General features: G+C 37.4%; 19 protein-coding genes, 4 tRNA genes and 1 pseudogene. 10 read left to right on the plus strand and 14 right to left on the minus strand.

The window, feature by feature from the left end:
* Positions 1–33: 33 nt before the first annotated feature.
* Positions 34–654: an L-threonylcarbamoyladenylate synthase gene (locus CPT03_RS11135; RefSeq protein ID WP_099438930.1), complete on the plus strand. Its 621-nt coding sequence runs from the start codon at positions 34–36 to the stop codon at positions 652–654.
* Complete coding sequence (gene nhaA, locus CPT03_RS11140) at positions 655–1836, plus strand: Na+/H+ antiporter NhaA (RefSeq protein ID WP_099438931.1); 1182 nt, start codon at positions 655–657, stop codon at positions 1834–1836. It begins immediately after the preceding gene.
* Here the strand turns inward: nhaA and trpA are convergent.
* The 6 genes from trpA to recR all read right to left on the minus strand — a co-directional run bounded on the left by trpA (position 1826) and on the right by recR (position 7120).
* Positions 1826–2593: a tryptophan synthase subunit alpha gene (gene trpA, locus CPT03_RS11145; RefSeq protein WP_099438932.1), complete on the minus strand. Its 768-nt coding sequence runs from the start codon at positions 2591–2593 to the stop codon at positions 1826–1828. The genes nhaA and trpA overlap by 11 nt on opposite strands.
* Before the next feature lie 4 nt (positions 2594–2597).
* On the minus strand, positions 2598–3779 hold the full coding sequence (gene trpB / locus CPT03_RS11150; protein ID WP_172954168.1) for a tryptophan synthase subunit beta: 1182 nt from the start codon (positions 3777–3779) through the stop codon (positions 2598–2600).
* 33 nt (positions 3780–3812) lie between these two features.
* Entirely contained in the window at positions 3813–4442 is a 630-nt protein-coding gene (locus CPT03_RS11155; RefSeq protein ID WP_099438933.1) for a phosphoribosylanthranilate isomerase, read from the minus strand.
* On the minus strand, positions 4442–5431 hold the full coding sequence (gene trpD / locus CPT03_RS11160) for an anthranilate phosphoribosyltransferase (protein ID WP_099438934.1): 990 nt from the start codon (positions 5429–5431) through the stop codon (positions 4442–4444). Before trpD ends, CPT03_RS11155 begins: the two co-directional genes overlap by 1 nt.
* 250 nt (positions 5432–5681) lie before the next feature.
* Positions 5682–6497: an SDR family oxidoreductase gene (locus CPT03_RS11165; protein ID WP_099438935.1), complete on the minus strand. Its 816-nt coding sequence runs from the start codon at positions 6495–6497 to the stop codon at positions 5682–5684.
* A 5-nt stretch (positions 6498–6502) separates the two neighbouring features.
* A complete protein-coding gene (gene recR, locus CPT03_RS11170) occupies positions 6503–7120 on the minus strand; it encodes a recombination mediator RecR (RefSeq protein WP_099438936.1) in 618 nt (205 codons plus the stop codon).
* An 82-nt stretch (positions 7121–7202) separates the two neighbouring features.
* Between recR and CPT03_RS11175 the strand changes: the two genes are divergently transcribed.
* Entirely contained in the window at positions 7203–8681 is a 1479-nt protein-coding gene (locus CPT03_RS11175) for a sodium:solute symporter (protein WP_099438937.1), read from the plus strand.
* A gap of 20 nt (positions 8682–8701) precedes the next feature.
* A complete protein-coding gene (locus CPT03_RS11180) occupies positions 8702–9409 on the plus strand; it encodes a TIGR00730 family Rossman fold protein (protein ID WP_099438938.1) in 708 nt (235 codons plus the stop codon).
* A gap of 8 nt (positions 9410–9417) precedes the next feature.
* Here the strand turns inward: CPT03_RS11180 and arsC are convergent, their stop codons facing one another.
* The 4 genes from arsC to CPT03_RS11200 are packed head-to-tail and all read right to left on the minus strand — an operon-like array spanning position 9418 to position 13563.
* Complete coding sequence (gene arsC / locus CPT03_RS11185; RefSeq protein ID WP_099438939.1) at positions 9418–9759, minus strand: arsenate reductase (glutaredoxin); 342 nt, start codon at positions 9757–9759, stop codon at positions 9418–9420.
* A 9-nt stretch (positions 9760–9768) separates the two neighbouring features.
* Positions 9769–10359: a DUF502 domain-containing protein gene (locus tag CPT03_RS11190; RefSeq protein WP_099438940.1), complete on the minus strand. Its 591-nt coding sequence runs from the start codon at positions 10357–10359 to the stop codon at positions 9769–9771.
* Between the two features lie 19 nt (positions 10360–10378).
* Positions 10379–12838, minus strand: coding sequence for a bifunctional UDP-N-acetylmuramoyl-tripeptide:D-alanyl-D-alanine ligase/alanine racemase (locus CPT03_RS11195; protein ID WP_099438941.1), 2460 nt, complete (start codon positions 12836–12838; stop codon positions 10379–10381).
* A 38-nt stretch (positions 12839–12876) separates the two neighbouring features.
* Positions 12877–13563 (minus strand): substrate-binding periplasmic protein, encoded by a 687-nt coding sequence (locus CPT03_RS11200; RefSeq protein ID WP_099438942.1) that lies wholly within the window; start codon positions 13561–13563, stop codon positions 12877–12879.
* Positions 13564–13805: 242 nt separating this feature from the next.
* Here CPT03_RS11200 and CPT03_RS11205 point away from each other — a divergent pair, with 242 nt between their 5' ends.
* The 5 genes from CPT03_RS11205 to CPT03_RS11225 all read left to right on the plus strand — a co-directional run bounded on the left by CPT03_RS11205 (position 13806) and on the right by CPT03_RS11225 (position 14886).
* On the plus strand, positions 13806–14297 hold the full coding sequence (locus CPT03_RS11205; protein WP_099438943.1) for a regulatory protein RecX: 492 nt from the start codon (positions 13806–13808) through the stop codon (positions 14295–14297).
* Between the two features lie 138 nt (positions 14298–14435).
* Positions 14436–14508 (plus strand) — tRNA-Gly (locus tag CPT03_RS11210).
* Between the two features lie 66 nt (positions 14509–14574).
* A tRNA-Leu gene (locus CPT03_RS11215) sits at positions 14575–14659 on the plus strand.
* 21 nt (positions 14660–14680) lie between these two features.
* Positions 14681–14753, plus strand: a tRNA-Gly gene (locus CPT03_RS11220).
* Positions 14754–14801: 48 nt separating this feature from the next.
* Positions 14802–14886: transfer RNA gene (locus CPT03_RS11225), tRNA-Leu, on the plus strand.
* A 67-nt stretch (positions 14887–14953) separates the two neighbouring features.
* On the opposite strand, the gene CPT03_RS11230 is transcribed toward CPT03_RS11225, so the two are convergent.
* Positions 14954–15844, minus strand: coding sequence for a winged helix-turn-helix domain-containing protein (locus tag CPT03_RS11230; protein WP_099438944.1), 891 nt, complete (start codon positions 15842–15844; stop codon positions 14954–14956).
* Positions 15845–16065: 221 nt separating this feature from the next.
* Between CPT03_RS11230 and CPT03_RS11235 the strand changes: the two genes are divergently transcribed.
* Positions 16066–16719: an NAD-dependent epimerase/dehydratase family protein gene (locus tag CPT03_RS11235; RefSeq protein ID WP_099438945.1), complete on the plus strand. Its 654-nt coding sequence runs from the start codon at positions 16066–16068 to the stop codon at positions 16717–16719.
* Positions 16720–16763: 44 nt separating this feature from the next.
* Here CPT03_RS11235 and gdhA read toward each other — a convergent pair.
* The 3 genes and pseudogenes from gdhA to CPT03_RS11250 all read right to left on the minus strand — a co-directional run bounded on the left by gdhA (position 16764) and on the right by CPT03_RS11250 (position 23794).
* A pseudogene (gene gdhA, locus CPT03_RS11240) lies at positions 16764–18103 on the minus strand (NADP-specific glutamate dehydrogenase).
* A gap of 279 nt (positions 18104–18382) precedes the next feature.
* Entirely contained in the window at positions 18383–20260 is a 1878-nt protein-coding gene (locus tag CPT03_RS11245) for a RagB/SusD family nutrient uptake outer membrane protein (RefSeq protein WP_099438946.1), read from the minus strand.
* 24 nt (positions 20261–20284) lie between these two features.
* Positions 20285–23794, minus strand: coding sequence for a SusC/RagA family TonB-linked outer membrane protein (locus CPT03_RS11250; protein ID WP_216641535.1), 3510 nt, complete (start codon positions 23792–23794; stop codon positions 20285–20287).
* Positions 23795–23833: the final 39 nt, after the last annotated feature.

Consider the following 23833-nt stretch of genomic DNA (forward strand, 5'->3'; position numbering starts at 1 on the left):
CTGATTTCGGATCAAGATTTTGTAAATTTACATATGCTTATTAAAATCTACCCAGAAAATCCAAATCCCAAGGCAATTGAGCAAGTTGTTGAAGTATTGAAAAAGGGAGGAATAATCATCTATCCAACCGACACCGTTTATGGGATGGGTTGTGACATTGGTAATCATAAAGCAATTGAAAAAATCTGTAGGCTGAGGGGCATTAAACCTGAAAAAGCCAACTTCTCTTTTATCTGCTCGGACTTAAGACATATTTCTGATTACATAAAACCAATTGATACTACAACCTTTAGGGTACTGAAAAAGGCATTACCTGGTCCATTTACATTTATCTTAAATGCGAACAGCAATGTACCGAAGCTATTGAGTTCTAATAAAAAAACTGTTGGTATAAGGGTACCTGACAATGACATTGCAAGAGAAATTGTATTACAACTTGGCAATCCAATCCTCTCTACTTCTATACATGACGATGATGAGGTAGTAGAGTATTCAACAGATCCTGAACTGATCCATGAAAAGTATGAAGATACTGTGGATATTGTAATTGATGGTGGATATGGAGACAATGAGCCATCTACAGTTGTAGATTGTACATTGGGAGATTTTGAAATTATCCGTCAAGGAAAAGGAAACTTGGAAAACTATCTGTAAATGACGAAAATAATAAACCTACAAGCATTTAAGGACTTTTTGCGTTCAGGCCAAATCGGCGGTGTACTGTTAATGATTTGTGTTGTAATTTCGCTAATTATTGCAAATTCAAACCACAAAGACAATTTTTCTGAATTATTATTAACGGACTTAGGCTTTACGCTTGGCTCTATTTCTTATTCTCTTTCGGTTTCTGCCTGGATAAATGATGCACTCATGGCTATATTTTTTCTTTTGGTAGGATTAGAGATAAAAAGAGAATTGGTAGAAGGTGAATTATCATCTGTAAAAAGTGCTTCGTTACCTGTGGTTGCAGCACTTGGAGGCATGTTGATACCTGCATTTATTTATTTTATTTTAAATAAGAATACGGATACTGCATCGGGCTGGGGAATTCCAATGGCTACAGACATTGCCTTTGCATTAGCCATTATCTCTATGCTAGGGAAAAGTATACCTGCTTCATTAAAAATATTTCTTGCTGCCCTAGCCATTGTTGATGACCTTGGAGCTATACTGGTTATTGCTATTTTTTACACAAATGAGGTGCATCTGGATTATCTATTGATGGCGGGCGGAGTACTTGCGTTGTTACTTGTATTTAACTTTTTCAAAATCAAACAACTTTACTTTTACCTTATCCCTGGCATCTTTTTATGGTACTTTATCCACCATTCCGGCATACATGCAACAATTGCAGGTGTATTACTTGCACTTACCATACCATGCAATTCGAATAACATCGAATCGCCTTTAGAAAAGCTTGAACATTTATTAAACGGCCCGGTAAATTATTTTATAATGCCAATATTTGCGTTGGCAAATACCAATATTACCTTTCAAAAAGAAATGCTTGGAGGCCTGGTATCTCCATTAGGACTTGGAATTATAACTGGGCTGTTTGCGGGCAAAACAATAGGTGTAGCTTTATTCTCATGGATAGCGGTAAAACTTAAGCTAGGTACACTTCCTTCTGAATCAGGGTGGAAACACATTATTGGCTTAGGTATGCTTGCAGGTATAGGGTTTACAATGTCTATTTTTATTTCCCTATTGTCTTTTAGCGACGAAATGCATGTAACCGAAGCAAAATTTGCTATTCTTTGTGCTTCGGTTATTGCAGGTTTAGCAGGCTTTATTTTTCTAAAATCTATTAAAGAAAAAGCACCTGTTAAGGTTTAAATTCTTTCATGAATTGTTTGACACTGCCCTGAACATCATCTGCAGACAAACTTTTAACGAATGCGGTACCTATAATTGCTCCATTTGCATATTTGCAAGCTTTATCAAAGGTTTCTTTACTACTGATCCCAAAACCTATCATAGTTGGGTTTTGAAGTTTTAGGGAAGCAATTCTTGAAAAATATGCTTCGGTAGTATCAGATACCTGTAGATTCTTACCTGTAGTTGCTGAAGATGACAACAAGTAGATAAAACCATTGCTTAAGTTATCTATTTTACGGATCCTCTCTTCAGAAGTTTGAGGGGTAACCAGAAAAATATTGCTTAAACCATATTTAGCAAAAACAGGTTCATAAAGCTCTTCGTGCTCAACCATCGGTAAATCTGGAACTATACACCCATCAACACCCACTTCTGCACAAGCTTTGCAAAAATTTTCGACGCCAAATTGAAGCATTGGATTAACGTAGCCCATTAGTAAAACGGGAATGCTTACTTTTTTTCGTAGGTCTTTAAGCTGCTCAAATAACAATTTTAAATCCATACCATTATCAAGCGCCTGTTTACTGCTTGCCTGTATTACCGGTCCATCAGCAACAGGATCAGAATAAGGGAAGCCTATTTCCAATAAGTCTGCACCCGAACGTTCTAACTCTTCAGCAATTGCAACTGTGTCTCCCAAATTAGGATAACCGGCTGTATAATAAATTGATAATATATCTTTCTTTTCCTGAAATAACTTCTTAATTCTATTCATTTGTTTATAATCCAAAATATTTCATGTAAGTATCCATATCCTTGTCGCCGCGACCCGACAAACAAACCACCACATTCTCTCCTCCTTTAAAATTCATTTTTTCTAAATAAGCCAATGCATGGGCACTCTCTATGGCAGGAATAATCCCTTCCATTTGAGTAAGCAGCAAGCCTGCCTGTAAAGATTCATCATCGGTTATTGAAACGTACTTACCGCGACCAGTTTTAAATAAGTGTGCATGCTGAGGGCCGATTCCAGGATAATCCAAACCTGCCGACACCGAGTGCGGCTCAACAACCTGACCATCTTCAGTTTGCATTAAAATGCTTCTGCTGCCATGCAATACACCCTCTTTACCCAAAGCGGTTGTAGCTGCAGAAAAGCCACTATCCACTCCTTTACCAGCTGCTTCTATAGCTACCAGTTTTACCTTTTCATCATCAATAAAATGATAAAACATTCCCATAGCATTACTACCACCGCCAACACAAGCCAATACATAATCAGGCTGGTCGTTACCGGTTTGTTCTATCAGTTGTTTTTTAGTCTCTTCTGAAATGATTGATTGAAAAAGAGCTACCATATCTGGGTAAGGATGAGGACCTACAACAGAGCCAATAATATAATGCGTATCTACAGGATTATTTATCCAATCACGCATAGCCTCATTTGTAGCATCTTTTAAGGTTTTGCTTCCAGAAGTAGCCGACACAACCGTAGCGCCAAGCATTTTCATTCTGGCAACGTTAGGAGCCTGACGTTGAATATCAATCTCACCCATATACACTACACATTCAAGTCCGCGTAATGCACATACAGTTGCCGTAGCCACGCCGTGCTGGCCGGCACCAGTTTCGGCAATAATACGTTTCTTACCTAAACGTTCTGCAAGCAATATTTGCCCAATAGTATTGTTAATTTTATGTGCACCGGTATGATTCAGGTCCTCTCGTTTCAGAAAGATATTGGCATTGTATTTTTTCGATAAGCGTTTAGCAAGATACAATGGTGAAGGCCTGCCAACATAATCTTTAAGCAGCTGATGAAATTCTTTTTGAAAGCTTTCATCCTCAATAATTTTAAGGTAATTCTGTCGCAATTCTTCTACATTAGGATATAGCATTTCCGGAATATAAGCTCCGCCAAAATCTCCGTAGTATCCTTTTTCATTTACAAAGTAGTTCATAATCTTGTTCTTAAATCCTTTATTGAGCATAGCTCAGTAGGACAACATATTTTTAAAGTCAATCAATTTATCTATATCCTTTAGGCCTGGCTCCAGTTCAAACTTACTGTTAACGTCTACTGCATAAAAACGCTCATCCTTTATTCGGTTTATTTCATCAATACTTTCCAGATCAATTCCCCCACTTAAAAAGTAAGGTTTATCTAAACTGTATTTTTTAAGTAAATCCCAGTTAAATACTCTTCCGGAACCTCCATGATCGGGAGTTTTAGTATCAAATAAAAAATAATCTACAGAGTTTGAATATGCATCCAGCTGATCAAAATCAAATTGATCATCAATTCCAAATGCCTTTATTACCTCTATATCAATCAAAGCTTTCAGCTCTCTGGCATAACTTGCAGGTTCGTCTCCATGTAATTGAACAGCGTGCAATCCATATTCCAATACCCGCTCTACAACTGTTCTAAGTTCCTCATTTACAAAAACACCTGTTCTTTTGATATTTGATGGAAGATCTTTAACAAACTGAGCTGAAAGATCTGCTACATATCTTTTTGAGCCTTTATAGAAAATAAATCCTATATAGTCAGGCTGTAGGTCGGCCACCATTTCTATGTTTGATGGCACCTTCATTCCACATACTTTCAGTCTCTTGTCCATTACCTTGATGTTAATTTGTTAAAACAATTCAAAGCATTCTTACTCATTAAAGAAGCTTCTGCTTCATAAAAACAATCAGCAAAAGATTTGGTGTTATCAATTGTTTGAATAGCAAGCGCAGCATTACAAATTACAACATTACGCTGAGCATCGGTACACTGGTCATTAAGTACATCCATAAAAATCTTTGCCGACGACTCAACAGTATCCCCTCCTTTTATCTCCTGTTCATCGATTTGCGTAAAACCAAGATCTGCAACAGTTAACAATGATTCTCCTTTTTTACTAAAAGTTTTAAAATCGCAGGTAAGTGATACCTCATCAAAGCCATCTACTGCATGCAGTATCGTGTAGTTTTTATCCGTATCCTGATATAAATAAGCATAAAGTCTGGCTAGCTCTAAACTAAACACGCCAACAATCTGATTTTTAGGTTGGGAAGGATTAACCATTGGCCCCAGCATGTTAAAGAAGGTTTTAACACCTAATTCCTTACGTATAGGAGCAACAATTTTCATTGCAGGGTTAAATAGTGGAGCATGAATAAAACATATCCCTGCCTCATCTAAACTACGTTTTAAAGTATCCTGATCATTTGTAAAAGTATAACCAAGATACTCCATAACATTTGAAGAACCGCAGCCTGATGACACACCATAATTACCATGCTTGGCAACTTTATGACCTGCACCTGCAACAACGAAAGAAGCAAGGGTAGAAATATTGAAGGTATCTTTACCATCCCCCCCTGTTCCACAAAGATCAACAAGTTCAAAATCAGAAAAATCCAGTTTTACGCAAAGATCAAGCATTGCATCCCGAAAGCCCTGAAGCTCAGCAACGGTTATATTCCTCATTCCGTAAGCAGTAATAAAAGCAGCTATTTGCGAGGTATTAAATTCGCCATGGGCAATAGAAGTAAGTATCCTTTGCGCTTCTGCTCTGCTAAAGGTTTTGTTTTCGAATAAGTGGTTAAGTATTTTCTTCATGTTCTTTTCTTCTTAAAGAAGCTTTTTCAAAATGTCGTAAAACAAAAAAGGTTGCCTTAAGCAACCCTCAAAATATTTTTATATAAAATAAAACGTTCAAAACGGGGTTACACTACGCTATTGCGTTGTGCCACCACCAGTTATTAAGTCCGTTTGTAAGTATCATTAAAGCAAATATGGAATTGTTTTTGCAAAGCAGCAAATCTTTTATCAAAAAAAATAAAATTTATTACCTCTTTGCAAGAGTACTTTACTTAATCAAGGCATTCTTTTCTTTAGTAAAATGATTAAAAACAAGTTTATCGGCCAGTGCGGGTAATAACTTATTAATCCATACAGTTAGTTTACCCTGCCCTGTCATAACTAAAGTTCGCTTTCTTGCCGCAATACCATCAACTATACGAGTGGCCACTTCTTCGGCTGTCATCATTTTACCCTCTTCCATACTTGTCTCTCCATGCGAGGCGCCATCTTTAGCTAGTGCAGTAACCCTAATATTAGAAGCCGTAAAACCCGGACAAGCAACCATCACATGAACACCTGTTTTAAGCAATTCAGTTCGTAATGATTCCATAAAACCATTCATAGCAAACTTAGAGGCCGAATAACCCGTACGGCCAGGCAAACCACGATAACCAGCGATAGAGGACACACCAATTATACTCCCTTTGGTTTTTAAGATTTCGGGAAGAGCATATTTGGTGCAATAAACTGTACCCCAGAAATTAACATCCATCAGGTTTTTTAATACAGACAGATCCAGTTCATCAAATAACGCGCGCATAGATAAGCCTGCATTGTTGATTAATATATCTATCCTGCTAAAAGTAATCAAAGCTTGTTTAACAAGTACTTCACATTCTTCTTCTTTGCTCACATCTGCTTGTACTGCAATAGCCCTTATGCCATACCTTGCCTCCAGATCGGCAGTAATTTCACAAAGCGTAACGTATTGTCTGGCACCAAGCACCAGGTTAGCACCTCGTCTTGCAAACTCTTCGGCACATGCTTTTCCAATACCAGATGATGCACCCGTAATTATGACTACTTTATTCTTAAAATCCATTCTAATTATTTAATTAATGAGTTTTCATAAGGCACCCTGGTAATGATAGACCTTCCCAGTGTAATCTCATCAGCATACTCCAGCTCTCCACCAAAGGCAATCCCTCTGGCAATTGTAGTAATTGGTATTTGAAAATCTTTAAGCCGTTTATACAAATAAAAGAGTGTAGTATCGCCTTCCATGGTTGCACTAAGCGCAAGTATGATCTCTTTTACAGGAGTTGTAGCAACACGCTGCACAAGTGAATCGATGAAAAGATCAGATGGCCCTACCCCATCCATTGGAGATATAAGCCCTCCAAGCACATGATAAACACCGAAATACTGCGAAGTATTTTCTACCGCCATTACATCTCTGGTGTCTTCGACAACACAAATCACTTCCTTTTCACGCTTGGGCGCTACACATATTTCACAGATATGACTATCAGAAATATTATGACAAACACTACAATGCTTAATTTCTTTTCTAAGCCTTACAATTGCATTTCCAAAATGCTCCACTTCCTCCTGCTCTTTATTCAATAAATGCAAAACCAACCTTAAAGCCGTCTTTTGTCCAACGCCAGGTAACTTCGAAAATTCATTAACAGCGTCCTCAAGCAATTTAGAAGAAAAGTTCATTTTACAAACTTAGATATTTAATTTTTATAAGTAGAAACTCATGAGGGTTTCTTACATTTAGAATCTTAACTAATCATAAAAAATGAGTCCAATTATACTTTTGTCTTTTCTGCTCGGTTATTTTGCACTGTTAATAGGTGTCTCCTACTTTACTTCCCGAAACAATTCAGATAATGCAGCATTTTTTATAGCAAACAGAAACTCGAAGTGGTATCTGGTAGCATTTGGAATGATTGGGACTGCGCTCTCCGGTGTTACTTTCATCTCTGTTCCGGGCGCTGTTGGTAAAAGTGAATTCGGCTACTTTCAATTTATACTGGGTAATGCCGTTGGTTTTGTAATTATAGCTACCGTTCTGTTGCCCTTATATTACAGGCTTAATATCATATCTATCTATACCTATCTTGAACGACGCCTGGGTTTTTGGAGTTACAAGAGTGGCGCAGTTATCTTTTTAGTTTCAAGAACTATTGGTTCCTCTTTCAGGCTGTATCTTGTTGCCATTGTTTTACAAAAATTCATATTTGATGCCTGGAATGTTCCTTTTTGGCTTACAATTGTGATCTGCCTGGTTCTAATTTGGCTTTACACCCATAAAGGTGGATTAAAAACTATTATTATTACCGATACATTGCAAACAGTATTTTTGCTACTCTCAGTAGTATTATCTATTATCTTCATTGCAAGATCTTTAAATTTGGATATTACCGGCACTTTTGAGGCTGTAAAGAACAGCAGCTATTCAAAAATCTTTTTCTGGGAAGATTTTATGGGCAGTAAAACACACTTTATAAAGCAGTTCCTTGGCGGTATTTTTGTAACCATAGCCATGACCGGACTTGATCAGGATCTGATGCAAAAAAACCTGAGTATGAAAACAATAGGTGAGGCACAAAAAAACATGTTCACATTTACTGCAGTCTTTGTTGTAATGAATATTTTCTTTTTAAGTGTAGGAGCGTTATTGTACCTGTTTGCAGCTAAAAACGGAATTGAGGTAGCAGCTTTAAAAACACCAGACCACCTTTATCCTGAAATAGCATTAAATTACCTAAACATTATTCCCGGAATTATTTTTATGCTGGGTTTAACAGCTGCAACATTTGCGACAACAGATTCGGCCTTAACAGCGCTAACCACATCTTTTTGTGTTGACTTTTTACATTTTGATAAAAAAGCAGATCAAAACGACCCTAAGCTTGTTAGCAAAAGACATTATGTCCACGTTGGCTTTTCGGCATTAATGGTCATGGTAATCTTGATTTTTAAGCTGATCAACGACGATTCTGTTGTTAATGCTATATTTAAGGCGGCAGGTTATACCTACGGCCCTCTGGTTGGCTTGTTTGGCTTTGGTATGTTAACCAAAAAAGCTGTAACAGATAAGCTTGTACCTTATATCTGCATCCTTTCGCCAATACTATGCTACATAATAGATATAAACTCATTAACCTGGTTCAATTATGCACTAGGTTTTGAACTTATTATATTAAACGGATTGATAACGTTTATACTACTTTGGGTAACTGGAAAACAAACTACCACCCAGACCAAATTTTAAATATTTTAATACCTATTAGAATGACAAGTGAAGAGAAAATAAGAAGCGCTTTTGAAAACAAAAACTGGCAGGAAATAAAAGTTACCGACTCCTGGCAAATCTTTAAAATAATGGCCGAATTTGTTGACGGCTTTGAAAAATTAGCAAAGATAGGTCCATGTGTTACCATCTTTGGGTCGGCAAGAACAGCTGAAACAAATAAGTATTACCAAATAGCTGTAGAATGTGGCAAACTGCTAACTGACCGTGGTTATGGAGTTGTTACAGGAGGCGGACCCGGAATTATGGAAGCCGGAAATAAAGGCGCACATACAAATGGTGGTAAATCGGTAGGCTTAAATATCGAATTGCCTTTTGAACAATTCCACAATAAGTATATTGATCATAATAAACTTCTGGAATTTGATTACTTCTTTGTAAGAAAAGTTATGTTCATGAAATACTCGCAAGGTTTTATTGTATTACCCGGTGGCATGGGCACAATGGATGAGCTTTTTGAAGCCATTACCCTTATACAAACAGGTAAAATCGCTAGATTCCCTATTGTGCTTGTTGGCAAGGATTACTGGGGCGGATTGGTTGACTGGATAACCAATACAATGTTAAACAAGGAGCATAATATACATGCAGAGGATTTAAACCTATTCAGACTGGTAGATACCGCCGAAGAAGCTACAGAACATATTTTCAGGTTCTATGACAAATATGTCCTGAAACCGAATTTCTAAGTTATCCTTTAAAGGATATCATAAATTTTTTCTGTTGGTCTTGCTATAACGGCAAGATCATCAGAAACTAATATAGGGCGTTCTATTAATATTGGATTTTCTATCATTGCTAAAACCCATTCTTCATCCGAAAGATCTCTTCCTTTGAACTGCTCTTTATAAATATTTTCAGATTTGCGAACAAGCTCATGAGCGCTTATTCCTAGTTTAGCGATAATAGTCCGCAGTTCATCAGCAGTAGGTATCGTTTCCAGATAATTGACAACTTCAAATTCTTTTCCGCTATCTTCCAAAACAGTTAGTGCACACCTGCTTTTGCTACATCTGCTATTATGATAAATTCTGATCATATTTATTAATTAGAAATGGCTAACTCCGCCAGACACCACCAATTTCATAGCATCCGCGGCACTAATATTCAACGACTTAATCTTTTCGTTTTTAACAACATACACCTGTCCGGCAAAAGAATAAGAAAATGGGAAGTAAACAATCGCTTCGCCAGGAAGTCCTATCGATTTAAGATCTGACTGCGTAAGAAACCCTATCCTTTTTAAGTCTCCTTCAACCTCTACAAGCACAGGGTGATTAAACTTCTTCTCATCACCTACAAATGCTTCCGTAAGATCTTTAATAGACGAATAAATAAATTTTACAACAGGCAACCTGTCTAAAGCCTTCTGAAACCAGTTATACATTGGCTCTGTAACAAAATTTGTCACAAAAATTCCGGCCATAAGGATAATAGAAATTACCAGTGCCAATCCTAATCCAGGAATATTTCTGCTTGCTCCGGTTCTGGGATCCACACCAAGAATGTTGTTTACATTTAACCAACTATCTACGGTGGTAACAGCCCAAATCACAATAAAAATACTTAGTGCAATAGGCAGCACAATCAACAACCCTTTAATGAGGTAATTTAACAACGCCCTACCAATTCTATTCATGATGCAAACTTAGATAAAACTACTCATAAAAATACACTCGTTTTACCCTTTGAGATACATTTGTTAATATTTCGTAGGGAATAGTATCTATTTGTTTTGCTAATTCGGCTATGGTGAGTTCCCCGTTAAAAACTATCACCTCATCGCCTGTTTTCACGTCCAAACCTGTTACATTTAACATACACATATCCATACATATCACCCCTACAGTAGATACTAGTTGTCCGTTTATCAGCATCTTACCTACCCCATTTCCAAATTTGCGATTATAGCCATCTGCGTAACCAATTTTAACTGTAGCTATCATTCCTCCATTTGGCAAAGCGCCCCGCCTACTATAACCAACAGTTTCGTTAGGTTTTATAGGCTTTACCTGGGTTACTGTAGTTTTTAAAACAGCTACCGTTTGAAGTCCTTTATTATGAGCCAGGCCTCCATCAAAACCATACAAACCAATACCAAGCCTAACCATATCTAATTGGGCCTCCGGATGGCGGGAAATACCTGATGTATTAGAAATATGTTTGATAAATGAATAGCCTACCCCATTCCTGATCTTATCTGCAACAGCTGTAAATCGTGCTAACTGATATGCCGTAAATTCATCGTGCATTGGATCATCACTACCGACCAGATGAGAAAATACAGAAACCACCTTTATTTTTTTGGTTCCATTTAGTTGTTCCAAAAGATCTGAAAGTTCCGACTCTTCAAAACCGAGTCTGTGCATTCCTGTTTCTATTTTTAGATGAACAGGATAGCCTTCCACATTCTCATTTAAAAAGCCAATAAATTCTTTTAGAATATCCAGATTATATATTTCAGGTTCAAGCTTATGTTTAACAATTGCATCAAAAGCAGAAGGCTCCGGACTCATTACCATGATAGGCATAGAAATACCACCTTTTCTAAGTGCAACGCCCTCATCTGTATATGCTACAGCAAGATAATCGACCTTATGGTATTGTAAAAGGTTTGCAATTTCAAAACTACCGCTACCATAAGAAAAGGCTTTAACCATTGCCATTACCTTAACACCATGCTGTATTTTATTCCTATAGAACTGTAGATTTCCTGCCAATGCATTTAAGTCAATCTCCAGAACAGTATCGTGTATTTTTTGGGTAATCAGCTTACTAATCCGGGCAAATTCAAACCTACGGGCTCCTTTAACTAGAATGGTTTCATTACTAAAATGAAGAGATGGAAAGCTCTCAATAAAAGCCGTGGTACTTTCAAAAAAAGAAGTCTCCATGTCAAATAGATTGGCAGCAGCAGAAATATGCGACCCAACACCTATCAATCTATTAACATTCTTTTGTTTAAGTAGGGCAGATATCTCTGCATAAAGGTCCTCATCACTTTTACCTGTTTCATAAAGATCAGAGAGAATAAGGGTCTTTTTAGGATGCTGGTTCTGTAGATTTAAAAAATCAAGTGCAATGGCCAGCGAGGAAATATCGGCACTATATGAATCATCTATAACAGAGCATTGATTAATTCCGTTTTTTAGCTCCAAACGCATGCTAACCAGCGTTAGCTTTTCTAATAAACTATCCGTTTGTTGAGGGCTGTAACCTAAAGCAAGTAGTGTAGCCCAGCAAATCACACCATTTTCAAGAGACGCCTTATCACTAAATGGAATTAAGCATTCTATTTCTTCGCCCTTAAATATAGCTCTTATATAGTTTCTGCCATCTATTGGCTCTATAAATAAAATCTGCAAATCAGCCTTTTGTTTAAAACTCCAGGAGAATTTTAATTTACCAGGCAATTGATCCAAACTTAACTCTTCAGTATATTCTGGGCAATAGATAAACAGTTCTGTATTTTTAAAAAGCTTTAGTTTTTCGAGTAATTTTTCTTTAGTTGAAGAAAAACCCTCGGCATGTGCTTCACCAATATTGGTTAAAACACCTATGTTGGGCTGTATAATTTTAGCGAGGCTATCCATTTCTCCAGCTCTTGAAATACCTGCCTCAAATATCCCCAAGGTATGGTTTTCTTCAATTTCCCATACAGAAAGTGGCACACCTATTTGAGAATTAAAGCTTTTAGGACTTCGAACTATATTAAAATCAGCAGCAAGCAATTGATACAACCACTCTTTGACTATTGTTTTACCATTACTTCCGGTAATAGCAATTGTTTTTAATTTATGATGTTCACGGTTATATCTTGCTAAAGCTTGAAGTGCAGTTAACACATCAGCAACTAATAGAATATTGGCATCCGGGAATCGGTCAGCGTAGTTTCTATTACTAATTACAAAGTTCGTAATTCCATTTGTATAAGCGTGATTAAGATACTCATGCCCATCCCTTTTTCCATCCAAAGCAAAAAACAAAGACTCTTCCGGATCGATCACACTTCGGCTATCAATTACCAGTTTGGTAATTATGGCCTGATCATTAACAATGTATGATCTTGCAGATAAAATGCCGGCGATAAGAGAAATGGAATAACTTGGATTGCTCATGCCTCAAAATTAAACTTTTTGTCTTTATATCACCTTTTCTAAAACTGAATATCAGTAAACCATTTTTTATAAATAGTCTGATAAGTTCCATTCTCTTTTAAAAGGCCTAAAACTTCATTAAACTGATCGCGTAGTTGAGTATCACCTTTTTTCATGGCGATTGCATATTGTGAGTCTGTTTTGGGCAGATACATCCCCACTTTAAGCTTTTTGTTTTTTTGCAAAAAACCACCAGCAATTGGAGAGTCATCAATAAGTAGGTCTATTTTCCCTGCCTGAAGCTTCCTATACAACTCCCTATTTGTCTCGGCATGAACCATATTGTTGGCCGGAAAATTAACATGGACATATCTTTCAGCTTCTGTTGCTTCTCTGATGCCAATAGTTTTATTTTTAAGATCATTTACATCTTTCAAATGATCTTCGCTATTTACTACCGCACATAATCTGAAATGCAGATAAGGATTACTGAATTCAAGGATATGCCTGCGCGAAGGAGTAACAGTTACCGCCGAACAGATAAGATCAAGTTCTCCTTTAAATAGTTTTTCGAGAATGGTAGCCCACAATGAAACCTCATACTCAACCTCCAGATCAAGATGTTCGGTTATGGCTTTCATTAAATCAACTTCGAAACCTTCGAATTTTTCAGAATTATAATCTGAATGCATTGGAAATGGAGCTGCCGAATCTAATCCGACTTTCAATATCTTTTTTGGTTCCATAGATGGAGAGTTAACTAAATAACATTCGAATGAAGCTAAAATACACCTTTTCGACAATAGTATAACAAAAAAACCTCAAAACAAGCAAAATGTTTTAGGTAATTATTGCTTTTTATTCATTTACAATACGTTAAAATGAGACCAATTGCACATTTTATTTAAAAAACATAAAAAAGCAAATATCCAATCTTTTGTTTAAACATAAATCTCATTAATAATCTGCACATTTTGTAATATTGTAAATGCTCGATTCTTCAAAAAAACAAACAGTAAAGTTAGATAAGAAAGCAGCTTTAGCAAAAGCAGAACACTACTGTGCATACCAAGAGAGGTCACAACAGGAAATCAGGAGCAAGCTTTATGAATGGGGACTTTGGAAAGATGAGGTTGAGGAACTCATTTCAGAACTTATACAAACAAACTTTTTAAACGAGGAACGTTTTACAATGGCGTATGTTTCTGGAAAATTTAAGATAAAAAAATGGGGTAAGATGAAAATCAAACAAGGTCTTAAATTAAAAGGGGTAACTGAAAAGATGATTTCGAATGCGTTAAAAACAATAGATTATGATGAATATTTAGAAACTATACTTGTTTTAGCGAATAAAAAACTACCTGCTATTAAAGAAAAGGAAGATTATAAGAGAAGGTATAAGCTTACCACCTACCTTATGAGCAAGGGGTTTGAAAGTAATTTAATCTCGGAAGTACTACAGGCCAATGGCTTAGCCTAACCGCAGCATTTTTTATAAAAAAATAACTTGACAGTAATGCAAAAGTATTTATATTTGCAATCCCAAACGGAAACAAGGTTAATTCATTAATTATTGTTTAAAAAAGGGAGTCATTGGATAATGATTTATGAAACCAATGCGAAAGTAGCTCAGTTGGTAGAGCACGACCTTGCCAAGGTCGGGGTCGCGAGTTCGAATCTCGTCTTTCGCTCTAAAAACCTTTAAAGGTTTTTAAGTAAACAGTCAATAATTTCAACAGATATTGAAATTAGACTATGCTCAGATGGTGGAACTGGTAGACACGCAGGACTTAAAATCCTGTGACCTTAAAAGTCGTGCGGGTTCGATTCCCGCTCTGAGTACAATAAAACATTAATACCAACGCGAAAGTAGCTCAGTTGGTAGAGCACGACCTTGCCAAGGTCGGGGTCGCGAGTTCGAATCTCGTCTTTCGCTCAAAATGCCTTCAGTAGAAGGCATTTAATTTTAAAAGGTTATTCACCTGCTCAGATGGTGGAACTGGTAGACACGCAGGACTTAAAATCCTGTGACCTTAAAAGTCGTGCGGGTTCGATTCCCGCTCTGAGTACAAAACCCTCCTTACATTACGTAGGGAGGGTTTTATTTTTTAGTGATATTAGAGCAGCTATGCCGCGCTAAGCGCTAACTTCAAGCTTATACCCCTTGCCACGTATAACAAGTATATTAATATTGGAGTCGGGCTCCAGTTTTTTCCTAAGCTTTGATATGAACATATCCAGACTACGCCCTACAATAACTCCTTCATCTTCCCATATCTCTTTTTGCAACCGGCTTCTGGCTATAGTCTCATTAGGGGATAATACAAAAATGAGCAGTAAACGTGTTTCAGTTCCAGTTAGATCTATAGTTTTTTCATTTATTATCAGTTTCCTTTCCTGAGCATCAAACAACACGGATCCAAAAGCGAATATATTGGTATTCGGGCCTTTAGGCAAGGCTCTCTTTGGCTTAGCAGATCTCAAAAAAATAAAGCCAACAAATGCTAAAAAAGGCAGGCTGCTCAGAAGGTATACTTTCTTTGGTATATTTATGCCTGTAGGTTTGAATTTAATATTGATCATGTAACATGCCTTAGGTTGCTTTCTTCCCATACAGGCAACAATATCATCCTTCTTATTTTTTGATATGGCATATCCATAAGCAACGCTGGCATTGCCGCAGTTCAAGACATTAACAACATAATCATGTGCAAGTGGATCCTTAGCTAACAAACGCTGAGTAGTATTTACCAGTGAATCCGATTGAAAAGCAAGCTCATTCTCAAATCTGATCTGGTATTCATTTTCGGCGATCTTTTCTACAGGGAGTACCCTTGATGTACTGTCGCCCGATTGTAAAAGTAATTCATGTCCAATTTTTCGGAGTAAAACTTCCCTTCTGGAGACATCAAAATCGTCATTATTCTTCATATTGAAAGCCAAGCAGATTACAGAGATAAATACTAGTGTTACCAATCCGAAAAGGAATTTGCTTTTTCCAGGCAGGAGATTTCGGTTATCAGTCATGGTGTCAAGTTTTTATTTACAAAGTTTACATTTTTATTTGCAATACTAATTGTCGAACTTGAAAATTATCAAAGTAATCTCGGTGAATCAATTTTAATAGTTATGAAATAAGATCATGTAATCATCTTGATTATTAATCACTTATACCTTGTTCTACAGATAAAGCTATTTTGGCTACTGCAAATAGTTTAGCTAAATTAGGCAATATAAAATAAACAGTGATGAAGATAATTATTACCGGTGCCACTGGTTTGGTTGGCGAAGGTGTACTGTTGGTATGCCTCGAAAATCCGTCAGTTACAGAAGTATTAAGCATTAGCAGAAAACCTTTGTCCCATAAACATGACAAACTTAAAGAATTGATCGTAAAAGATTTTGATGAAATCAAAAATCATGACACTCAAATCAATACGTACGATGCTTGTTTCTTTTGTGCTGGTGTAAGTTCTGTGGGTGAAGATGAAGCTTCATTTACGAAAAAAACATACGATTTTGTGATCTCATTTGCCGAAATCCTTAGCAATATCAGTCCCAAAATAACATTCATTTATGTCTCAGGTAATCGCACAGATAGTACAGAACAGGGAAAAGTAATGTGGGCAAGAGTAAAAGGCCGCACGGAAAACGCTTTATTGAAACTCCCTTTTAAAGCAGCATATAACTTTCGTCCGGGATTTATGAGGCCTGTAAAAGGACAAAAAAATGTCAGGTTTATTTACCGTGTGTTCGATGCTTTGTCGTTTTTATGGTATTTGATTGTTCCTAATTGGATTTGTACAATGCGCGAAGTGGGGTTAGCTATGATTAATTGTGTTTCGAAAGGTTATAGTACACCTACTTTGGAGGTAAAAGACATAAAATTACAGGCAAAGTAATAAACGATTCCTCGAATCCTCCTTTGCCTGTTCTCTAAATAGTTTTATACAATTCCTTGTGCTATCATTGCATCAGCAACTTTAACAAAGCCTGCAATATTTGCACCCTTACCGTAGTTTACATATCCATCGTCTTCCCTGCCATATTTAACACAATTCTGATGAATCTGAGCAATAATTACTTTTAGTTTAACATCAATTTTTTCGCGGTCCCATGAATAACGAAGAGAGTTCTGCGACATCTCAAGCCCGGAAACAGCAACACCACCTGCGTTTGCAGCCTTACCTGGCGCGTACAAAATTTTTGCGTTTTCAAAAACATGGATAGCCTCTGGTGTAGATGGCATGTTAGCCCCTTCTGCTACACAAATACAACCATTTTTCACCAAAATTGTGGCATCGTTCTCATTTACTTCATTTTGCGTTGCATTCGGGAAAGCCACATCACATTTTATCCCCATGGTTTCTCTCCGGCAAAGAACTGACAGTTAAATTTATCGGCATATTCTTTAATTCTTCCTCTGCGGCCATTTTTAAGTTCCATAATGAACTTCAGCTTTTCAGCATCTATTCCTTCTGGATCATAGATAAAACCTTCAGAATCTGACAAGGTTAATACTTTCGCTCCTACCTCAATACATTTTTCTGCTGTATACTGAGCAACGTTTCCAGAACCTGAAATTACGACAGTTTTCCCTTTTAGTGAGTCACCTTTCAGTTTCAACATCTCCTGAACAAAGTATACTACACCGTAACCGGTTGCTTCAGGACGAATTAAACTTCCTCCCCACTCATATCCTTTTCCGGTTAGCACACCTGTAAATTCACCTCTAATGCGTTTGTACTGACCAAATAAAAATCCTATTTCTCTGGCGCCGACACCAATATCTCCGGCAGGAACATCTATATCTGGTCCAACATGTCTATATAATTCAGTCATAAAGCTTTGGCAAAACTTCATCACCTCGGCATCAGATTTCCCTTTAGGGTCAAAATCTGAGCCTCCCTTACCTCCGCCCATAGGCAAACCGGTAAGGCTATTTTTAAATACCTGCTCAAATGCCAGGAATTTAAGCACACTCAAATTTACAGATGGATGAAAGCGTAACCCGCCTTTATAAGGCCCAATTGCACTGTTCATTTGAACTCTAAATCCACGATTAATTTCAACTTCACCTTTATCGTTCAACCAGGGCACTCTAAAAATAATTACCCTTTCCGGTTCTGCAATTCTTTCTAAAATCTTGTTGATCTTATACTTGGCATTCTTTTCACTAAAGGGTATTATTGATTCTGCTACTTCATATACTGCCTGTAAAAATTCCGGTTCATGTGAGTTCCGGAATTGTATTTTATTCATAAAGGTGTTGATCGATGAATCCATTGATAATTTAAATGTTATAAAAATGATGAATTTGACTTAGACATTTAAAAATGTACTCAGCCTGGAAGTCGTAAGTAAGCGGAAAATTCTTTATAGAAAAGTACAATCAAGATTGAATTCCTGAATGTGTTATAACATGCTGCAATTTCCTTTATTATTTGATTCCTCGATAAAAATATGTTTTTTTATTCTACTAACAAATAGTAAAACCCCAATTGAGGATAAATCAAAAAAAAGGGCTGTTCAATTTGAACAGCCCTTATTAATTAGAGTGCGCTATTAATAACCTGGATTTTGCTTCAGTTCACTGTTTCTGTTGATCTCGTCACGACTAAATGGTCTAAAATAAATTTTATCTTCCCATTTGCGATTTTCCTGAGCGGTCTCTACAGTTGGCGTGTATGTATAATCATAAACCGAAGTATCGTAGTGATATGGCTCAGACATTGTTTTACCAGCTTTAAAAGTACCTGAAACCTTAATGTAAGTTGCTTTTCTACCTAATGTTTCTGGCGCTATCATCCACCTGCGGGTATCATGGTAGCGTTGTTCTTCATATACCATTTCAATTCTGCGCTCATGACGATAAAGCTCTGTTAAAACTTCTTTTGAGCTACCGGTAATTGCTGGCATCCCTGCTCTGAAACGGATGCGATTTAACCACAATACAGCCGGAGCAAAATCACCTAGCTCTATGCTGGCTTCAATATAATTCATTACCGCTTCAGTATATCTAAAAAATGGCCATGGTACAAATTGAGGCATAGAGGCATCTATGATATTAGGATCTGGATCTATAAATTTTTGTGTATAATATCCTGTCCAGCTTCCGTTCCAGTTTTCAATAGAACTACCTCTGGTATCAAGCCCTTTAAAGCGAATCTTTTTTCCATCCTCCATCAAATCATATTCACCTGTTTGTATCTGATTGGCAGGATCTACAGAACCAGAAACTTTACTCCTAGGCTTCCAACCGGCACCATCATATAGAACAGTTGCATAGAAACGTGGATCACGATTCTCATAAGGAGCTGATTTTTGAACAGCATTAGTCCAACTGAATTTTGTTCCATCCGTCATCTCATAATCATCAACAAGTAATCCTATTGGTGTATTCCCTGCCCAGTTGTGATACCCATTTGGTCCATTTGCTCGACCATAACGCAAGTCGCTACGGTCTATAAAATATCTGGCAAAAATTAATTCAGAGGCAGCACCTATATCAATACCTGGAGCTTTACTACCACCGCCCATGGCTATGCTTTTATAATTGCTGGTTCCCTCGGCAGCGGATACTTTTGCGCTCAAATTTAACTTATATCCTGTTCCTGCATCCATTACTGCTTTTGCTGCATCTTGTGCGGCTTTCCAGCGTGCAGTACGATCACCGGTCAAATAGCCTAAGTATTCTGGATTGCCATAGCCCGAAATAATTGTTGATTTTGCTTTTGCAGTTGGAACATCGTGTAGATCACTTGCAGCGTATAACAAAACACGTGATTTTAAGGCTAAAGCAGCTAAAGAATTAGTTTGGCCTTTTAACATGGTTTTACCTTTTAAAAGATTAAAAGATTCATCGCAGTCTTTAACAATAAAGTTTACACACTCTTCATATGTAGCCCTCTTTACTTTAAAATCGTCATTCAAAGCATAGCTTTTGGTAATAAGTGGTACAGCGCCATAATAACGCAACAACTGCTGATAGAAATACGCTCTTAAAAAATAAGCCTGACCTAACAACTGCGCTTTTACAGCTTCGTCAGTAATTGCATTGTCGGTAGCGGTTAACTTCTCTACTGTAATATTACAAGCTCTTATACGGTTATACATTTGATCATAACCCCAGGTAACGTGAACCCAGCCTAATGTTGTTGGATTTATTGTACTTGCATTAACAAGATCAATTCCCCTGTTTGGGTGCGTAAAAAGTGACTCGTCCGAAACTGATGATAACATTTGCTCATCAAAACCTCCAACACTTAATCCGTTGTATATCTCCGTAACAAAAGCTTGCGCTAGTGCGGGATCTTTCCATACCAGATCAGCATTAATTGCAGTTGGCGGATCTACTGCAAGGAAATCCTTTTTACAACCTGTTCCGAACAGAGTTATAAGAGCGATGAAAAATATGTATGTAATTCTATTTATAGGTTTCATATAAAATATTTTAATTCTTTGAACTTAAAAAGTGGCTTTAATTCCTGTATTGATAACCCTTGCCTGTGGATAATATTGGGCACTGGAGTTTGTCGACTCAGGATCCCAAATTTTAATTTTATCCAGGGTTACAAGATTTAGCCCATTTACATATACCCTAAGCGCTGTTAGTCCTACTCTTTTTACCAATTCCGGAGCAAACGTATAGCCCAGCTCAACATTTTTTAATCTTATATAGTTGTTGCTACGCATCCAATACGTATTACGTGCTGCATTATTAAAATCGGTATAATAGGTTTTACCACGGTTCGACAGTCTAGGAAACTCACTACTAGGATTTTCAATGCTCCAACGGTTTTTGTATGACCATTCTAAGAAGTTACCAATATCACCAGATTCTGTTAATCCAACAATTTGTAAACCACCTGATGCTCCTTGAATTAAAGCCGAAAGATCAAAACCTTTATAAGCTAGGTTTAGGTTAAAGCCTCCTGTAAAAGTAGGTATGTTGGTTTTATCCATTCTGATTTGATCATCTCCATTGATTTTGCCATCGCCGTTTACATCCTGAAACTTCATGTCGCCTGGCAGTAATTTGCCAGTAAATGCACTGTAGTCAATTTTGTTAGCGTCAATTTCTGCCTGATCTCTAAAAACCCCATCATATTGATATACAAGTTCTGTTCCAGTAGGCATTCCTGTTGATCGTTGCCACGCTGGTGCACCAGGTGTTTCGTCCCAAAATATGATCTTGTTTTTAGAATATCCTCCGTTAACACTTACTCCGTAATTAAGCTCGCCTATATTATCATTGTAGCTCAGCTTAAATTCGAAACCTTTGTTGTTTACTTTTCCAAGATTGACCGGAGGCAGTTTATCAGTAATACCCGAACTTCCAGGTATAGAGTTACCTCTTGCTATAAGAATTTTTGTACGCTTGTTATAAAAAGCATCAAATTCAAAACTCAATTTATTATCTAAAAATGATGCATCCAAACCTACGTTAGAGTTGTTAGCTACTTCCCAGCCAAAATCTAAATTGGGAACACGATTTTCAACTAAAGTCTGACTTAACTGATCATTAATTACATAATTTCCAAAGCCCATAGTGCTCAGGTATTGATACTCTGCAAGTGCATCTCCGAAATATGCCTCTGCTCCCATCTGGCCCCATGAAGCTCTTATTTTCAAATTGTTAATAAAGCGAACGTTATCTTTAAAGAAAGGTTCTTCAGATAATCTCCAACCCAATGATACCCCAGGAAAGAAACCGAAGCGTCTGTCTTCAGGGAAAATATAAGATCCATCGGCTCTCCATAAGAATTCAGCAAGATATTTCTCTTTGTAATTATAACCTACTCTTCCAAAATAACTCAAACGAGCTCTTTTATATAAGTTATTCGGATCACCCGGATTGCTTATCGATTGCTCTTTATCGCTACCAGCCAGCAATTCTTGCAAAGCAGTAGAAATAAAGTATCTTCTAAAGGCCGAAAAGCCATCATTGTCAACCTTTTCTCTGGTTACACCAGCCATTAAACCAATAGTATGATCTCCTATTTTTTTATCATAATTAATCATCCCCATTAAGTTTGTAGCCAATTGTGCTCCGGCGGTTTCAGTTAAACTAGGGTCAGTACGTTCAGAGCGTACCGAACCAGTTAGCACGGGCGTTACACCATCGGCTTCAAAGCTTTTCTTATCCCAATAATAAAGCGTCCAAGGTGTTTGCCATCTTTTTTGACGGCCTGCAAATTTATCGATAGAGGCAGTCCCGGTTACTTTCAAACCGTCAACCCATGGAATTCGGATTTCTACTTTACCGGTAGTTTGTAAATAATCTCTGCGATCTCTGTTATAACCTGTCAGATCGGTAGTTGTTACATATGGATTGTACCCGTATTCGATATCAGGTCCTGGTAAACCATTAGGCCAAACCTCAATTTCAGTTGGTTTTCCGCGCATTAACATCCTAAATACATCAGATGCACTTACAGTTGGGAAATTACGAACTTCCTCTCTTCCGGTAACACCTAAAGTTGCGGTTACATACTTGTTGATATTTGCTTCAAGATTAATTCTTAGGTCGTACTGCTGATAGCCTGTAGCCGATTTTCTGTAATAACCATCCTGATCAAGATAACCAAGGGAAACAAGATATTTTATATTCTCTCCACCCCCGTTTATCTGAAGGTTGTGTTTTTGTTGCGGCGACCAGTTTTTAAGTGTAGTATTAAACCAATCTGTATTCGGATATCTTAAAGGGTCTGAACCATCACGCAACTTCTGCATTTCATCAGGACGATAGGCAGCACTGATTGTACTGTTGTTATCTGTTCTTTTGTATGATCCTGTTTCCTTAAATGCCTGCCATGCAGCGCTCCACTGATCCTGAGGCAAGTCGGCACCAAATATGTTTAATTCGTTCAATATTTCTGCATACTGCGATGAATTTGACATTTTAGGAGTTCTGGTTGGCTGTTGCAAGCCATAACCATAATCATAAGATAATTGTGGTTTGCCTGATTTCCCTTGCTTAGTGGTTATAAGGATTACACCATTTGCCGCCCTTGAACCATAAATTGCTGCAGAAGCATCTTTTAAAACGGATACACTTTCTACATCATTCGGATTTAAACGCTCTAAACCACCTGCCCTGTTTGGCACCCCATCAATAACAATTAGGGCATTGTTATTTCCTAAGGAATTAACCCCACGTATGCGGATAGTTGAACCATCATAACCAGGTTCACCACTTGCCTGAACAGCGGTTACACCCGGCAAACGACCAGCCAATGAGTTAGAAAGGTTTACTGTTGGTGTTTTTGCCAGCTCTGCTCCTTTAACTGAAGTTACAGCACCCGAAACGACAGCTTTTTTCTGTGTTCCATAACCAACAACTACAATTTCTGATAGTGCCTGCGCACTTTCTACTAATTTAACATTAATTGTTCCCTGCTTATTAACCGGGATTTCCTGAGTCTGATATCCCATATAAGAGAATATCAATGTGCCATTTTCCGGCACTTTAATGCTGTACTTACCGGTTGCATCAGTGGTTGAACCTGCTGCACCATCTTTTAGTTTAACACTTACCCCGGGGATGCCCGTTCCGTTGGCATCAGTAACCAGACCTTTCACCAAAATATCGGCAGCCCAAATGTTTTTTAGTCTTATCACTACCAGATTATCTTCCAATTCCTGAAACTCCAGATTAGTGTTTTTTAAAAGTAACATCAGGGCATCAGAAACAAATATCTGACTCTTTACCAGTGTAACATCTTTACTACCCGAAAGGTCATCTTCGCTATATAGAAGGCGGATATTTCCTTTCTTTTCAAGCACATTGAGTGCATCCTTTAGTTTGACTCTATGCAGCTCTAAATCAACTTTTGTACCCTGAGAGAAGGTGGAGGCCGATACTTGCAAACATAGGAGGAACGATGAAACAAAGATCCAGTTTAGCATCATTATTAGTTTTTTGTTGGGAAAGTTGGCACATAGAACTTTATTGCACAGTTCTTTTTTTTTCATAGATTTGTGAATTTCAAAGTTAAAAATCTGTAATAGTAG

Source organism: Pedobacter ginsengisoli (genome assembly GCF_002736205.1).
In the GTDB taxonomy this organism is placed as follows: domain Bacteria; phylum Bacteroidota; class Bacteroidia; order Sphingobacteriales; family Sphingobacteriaceae; genus Pedobacter; species Pedobacter ginsengisoli_A.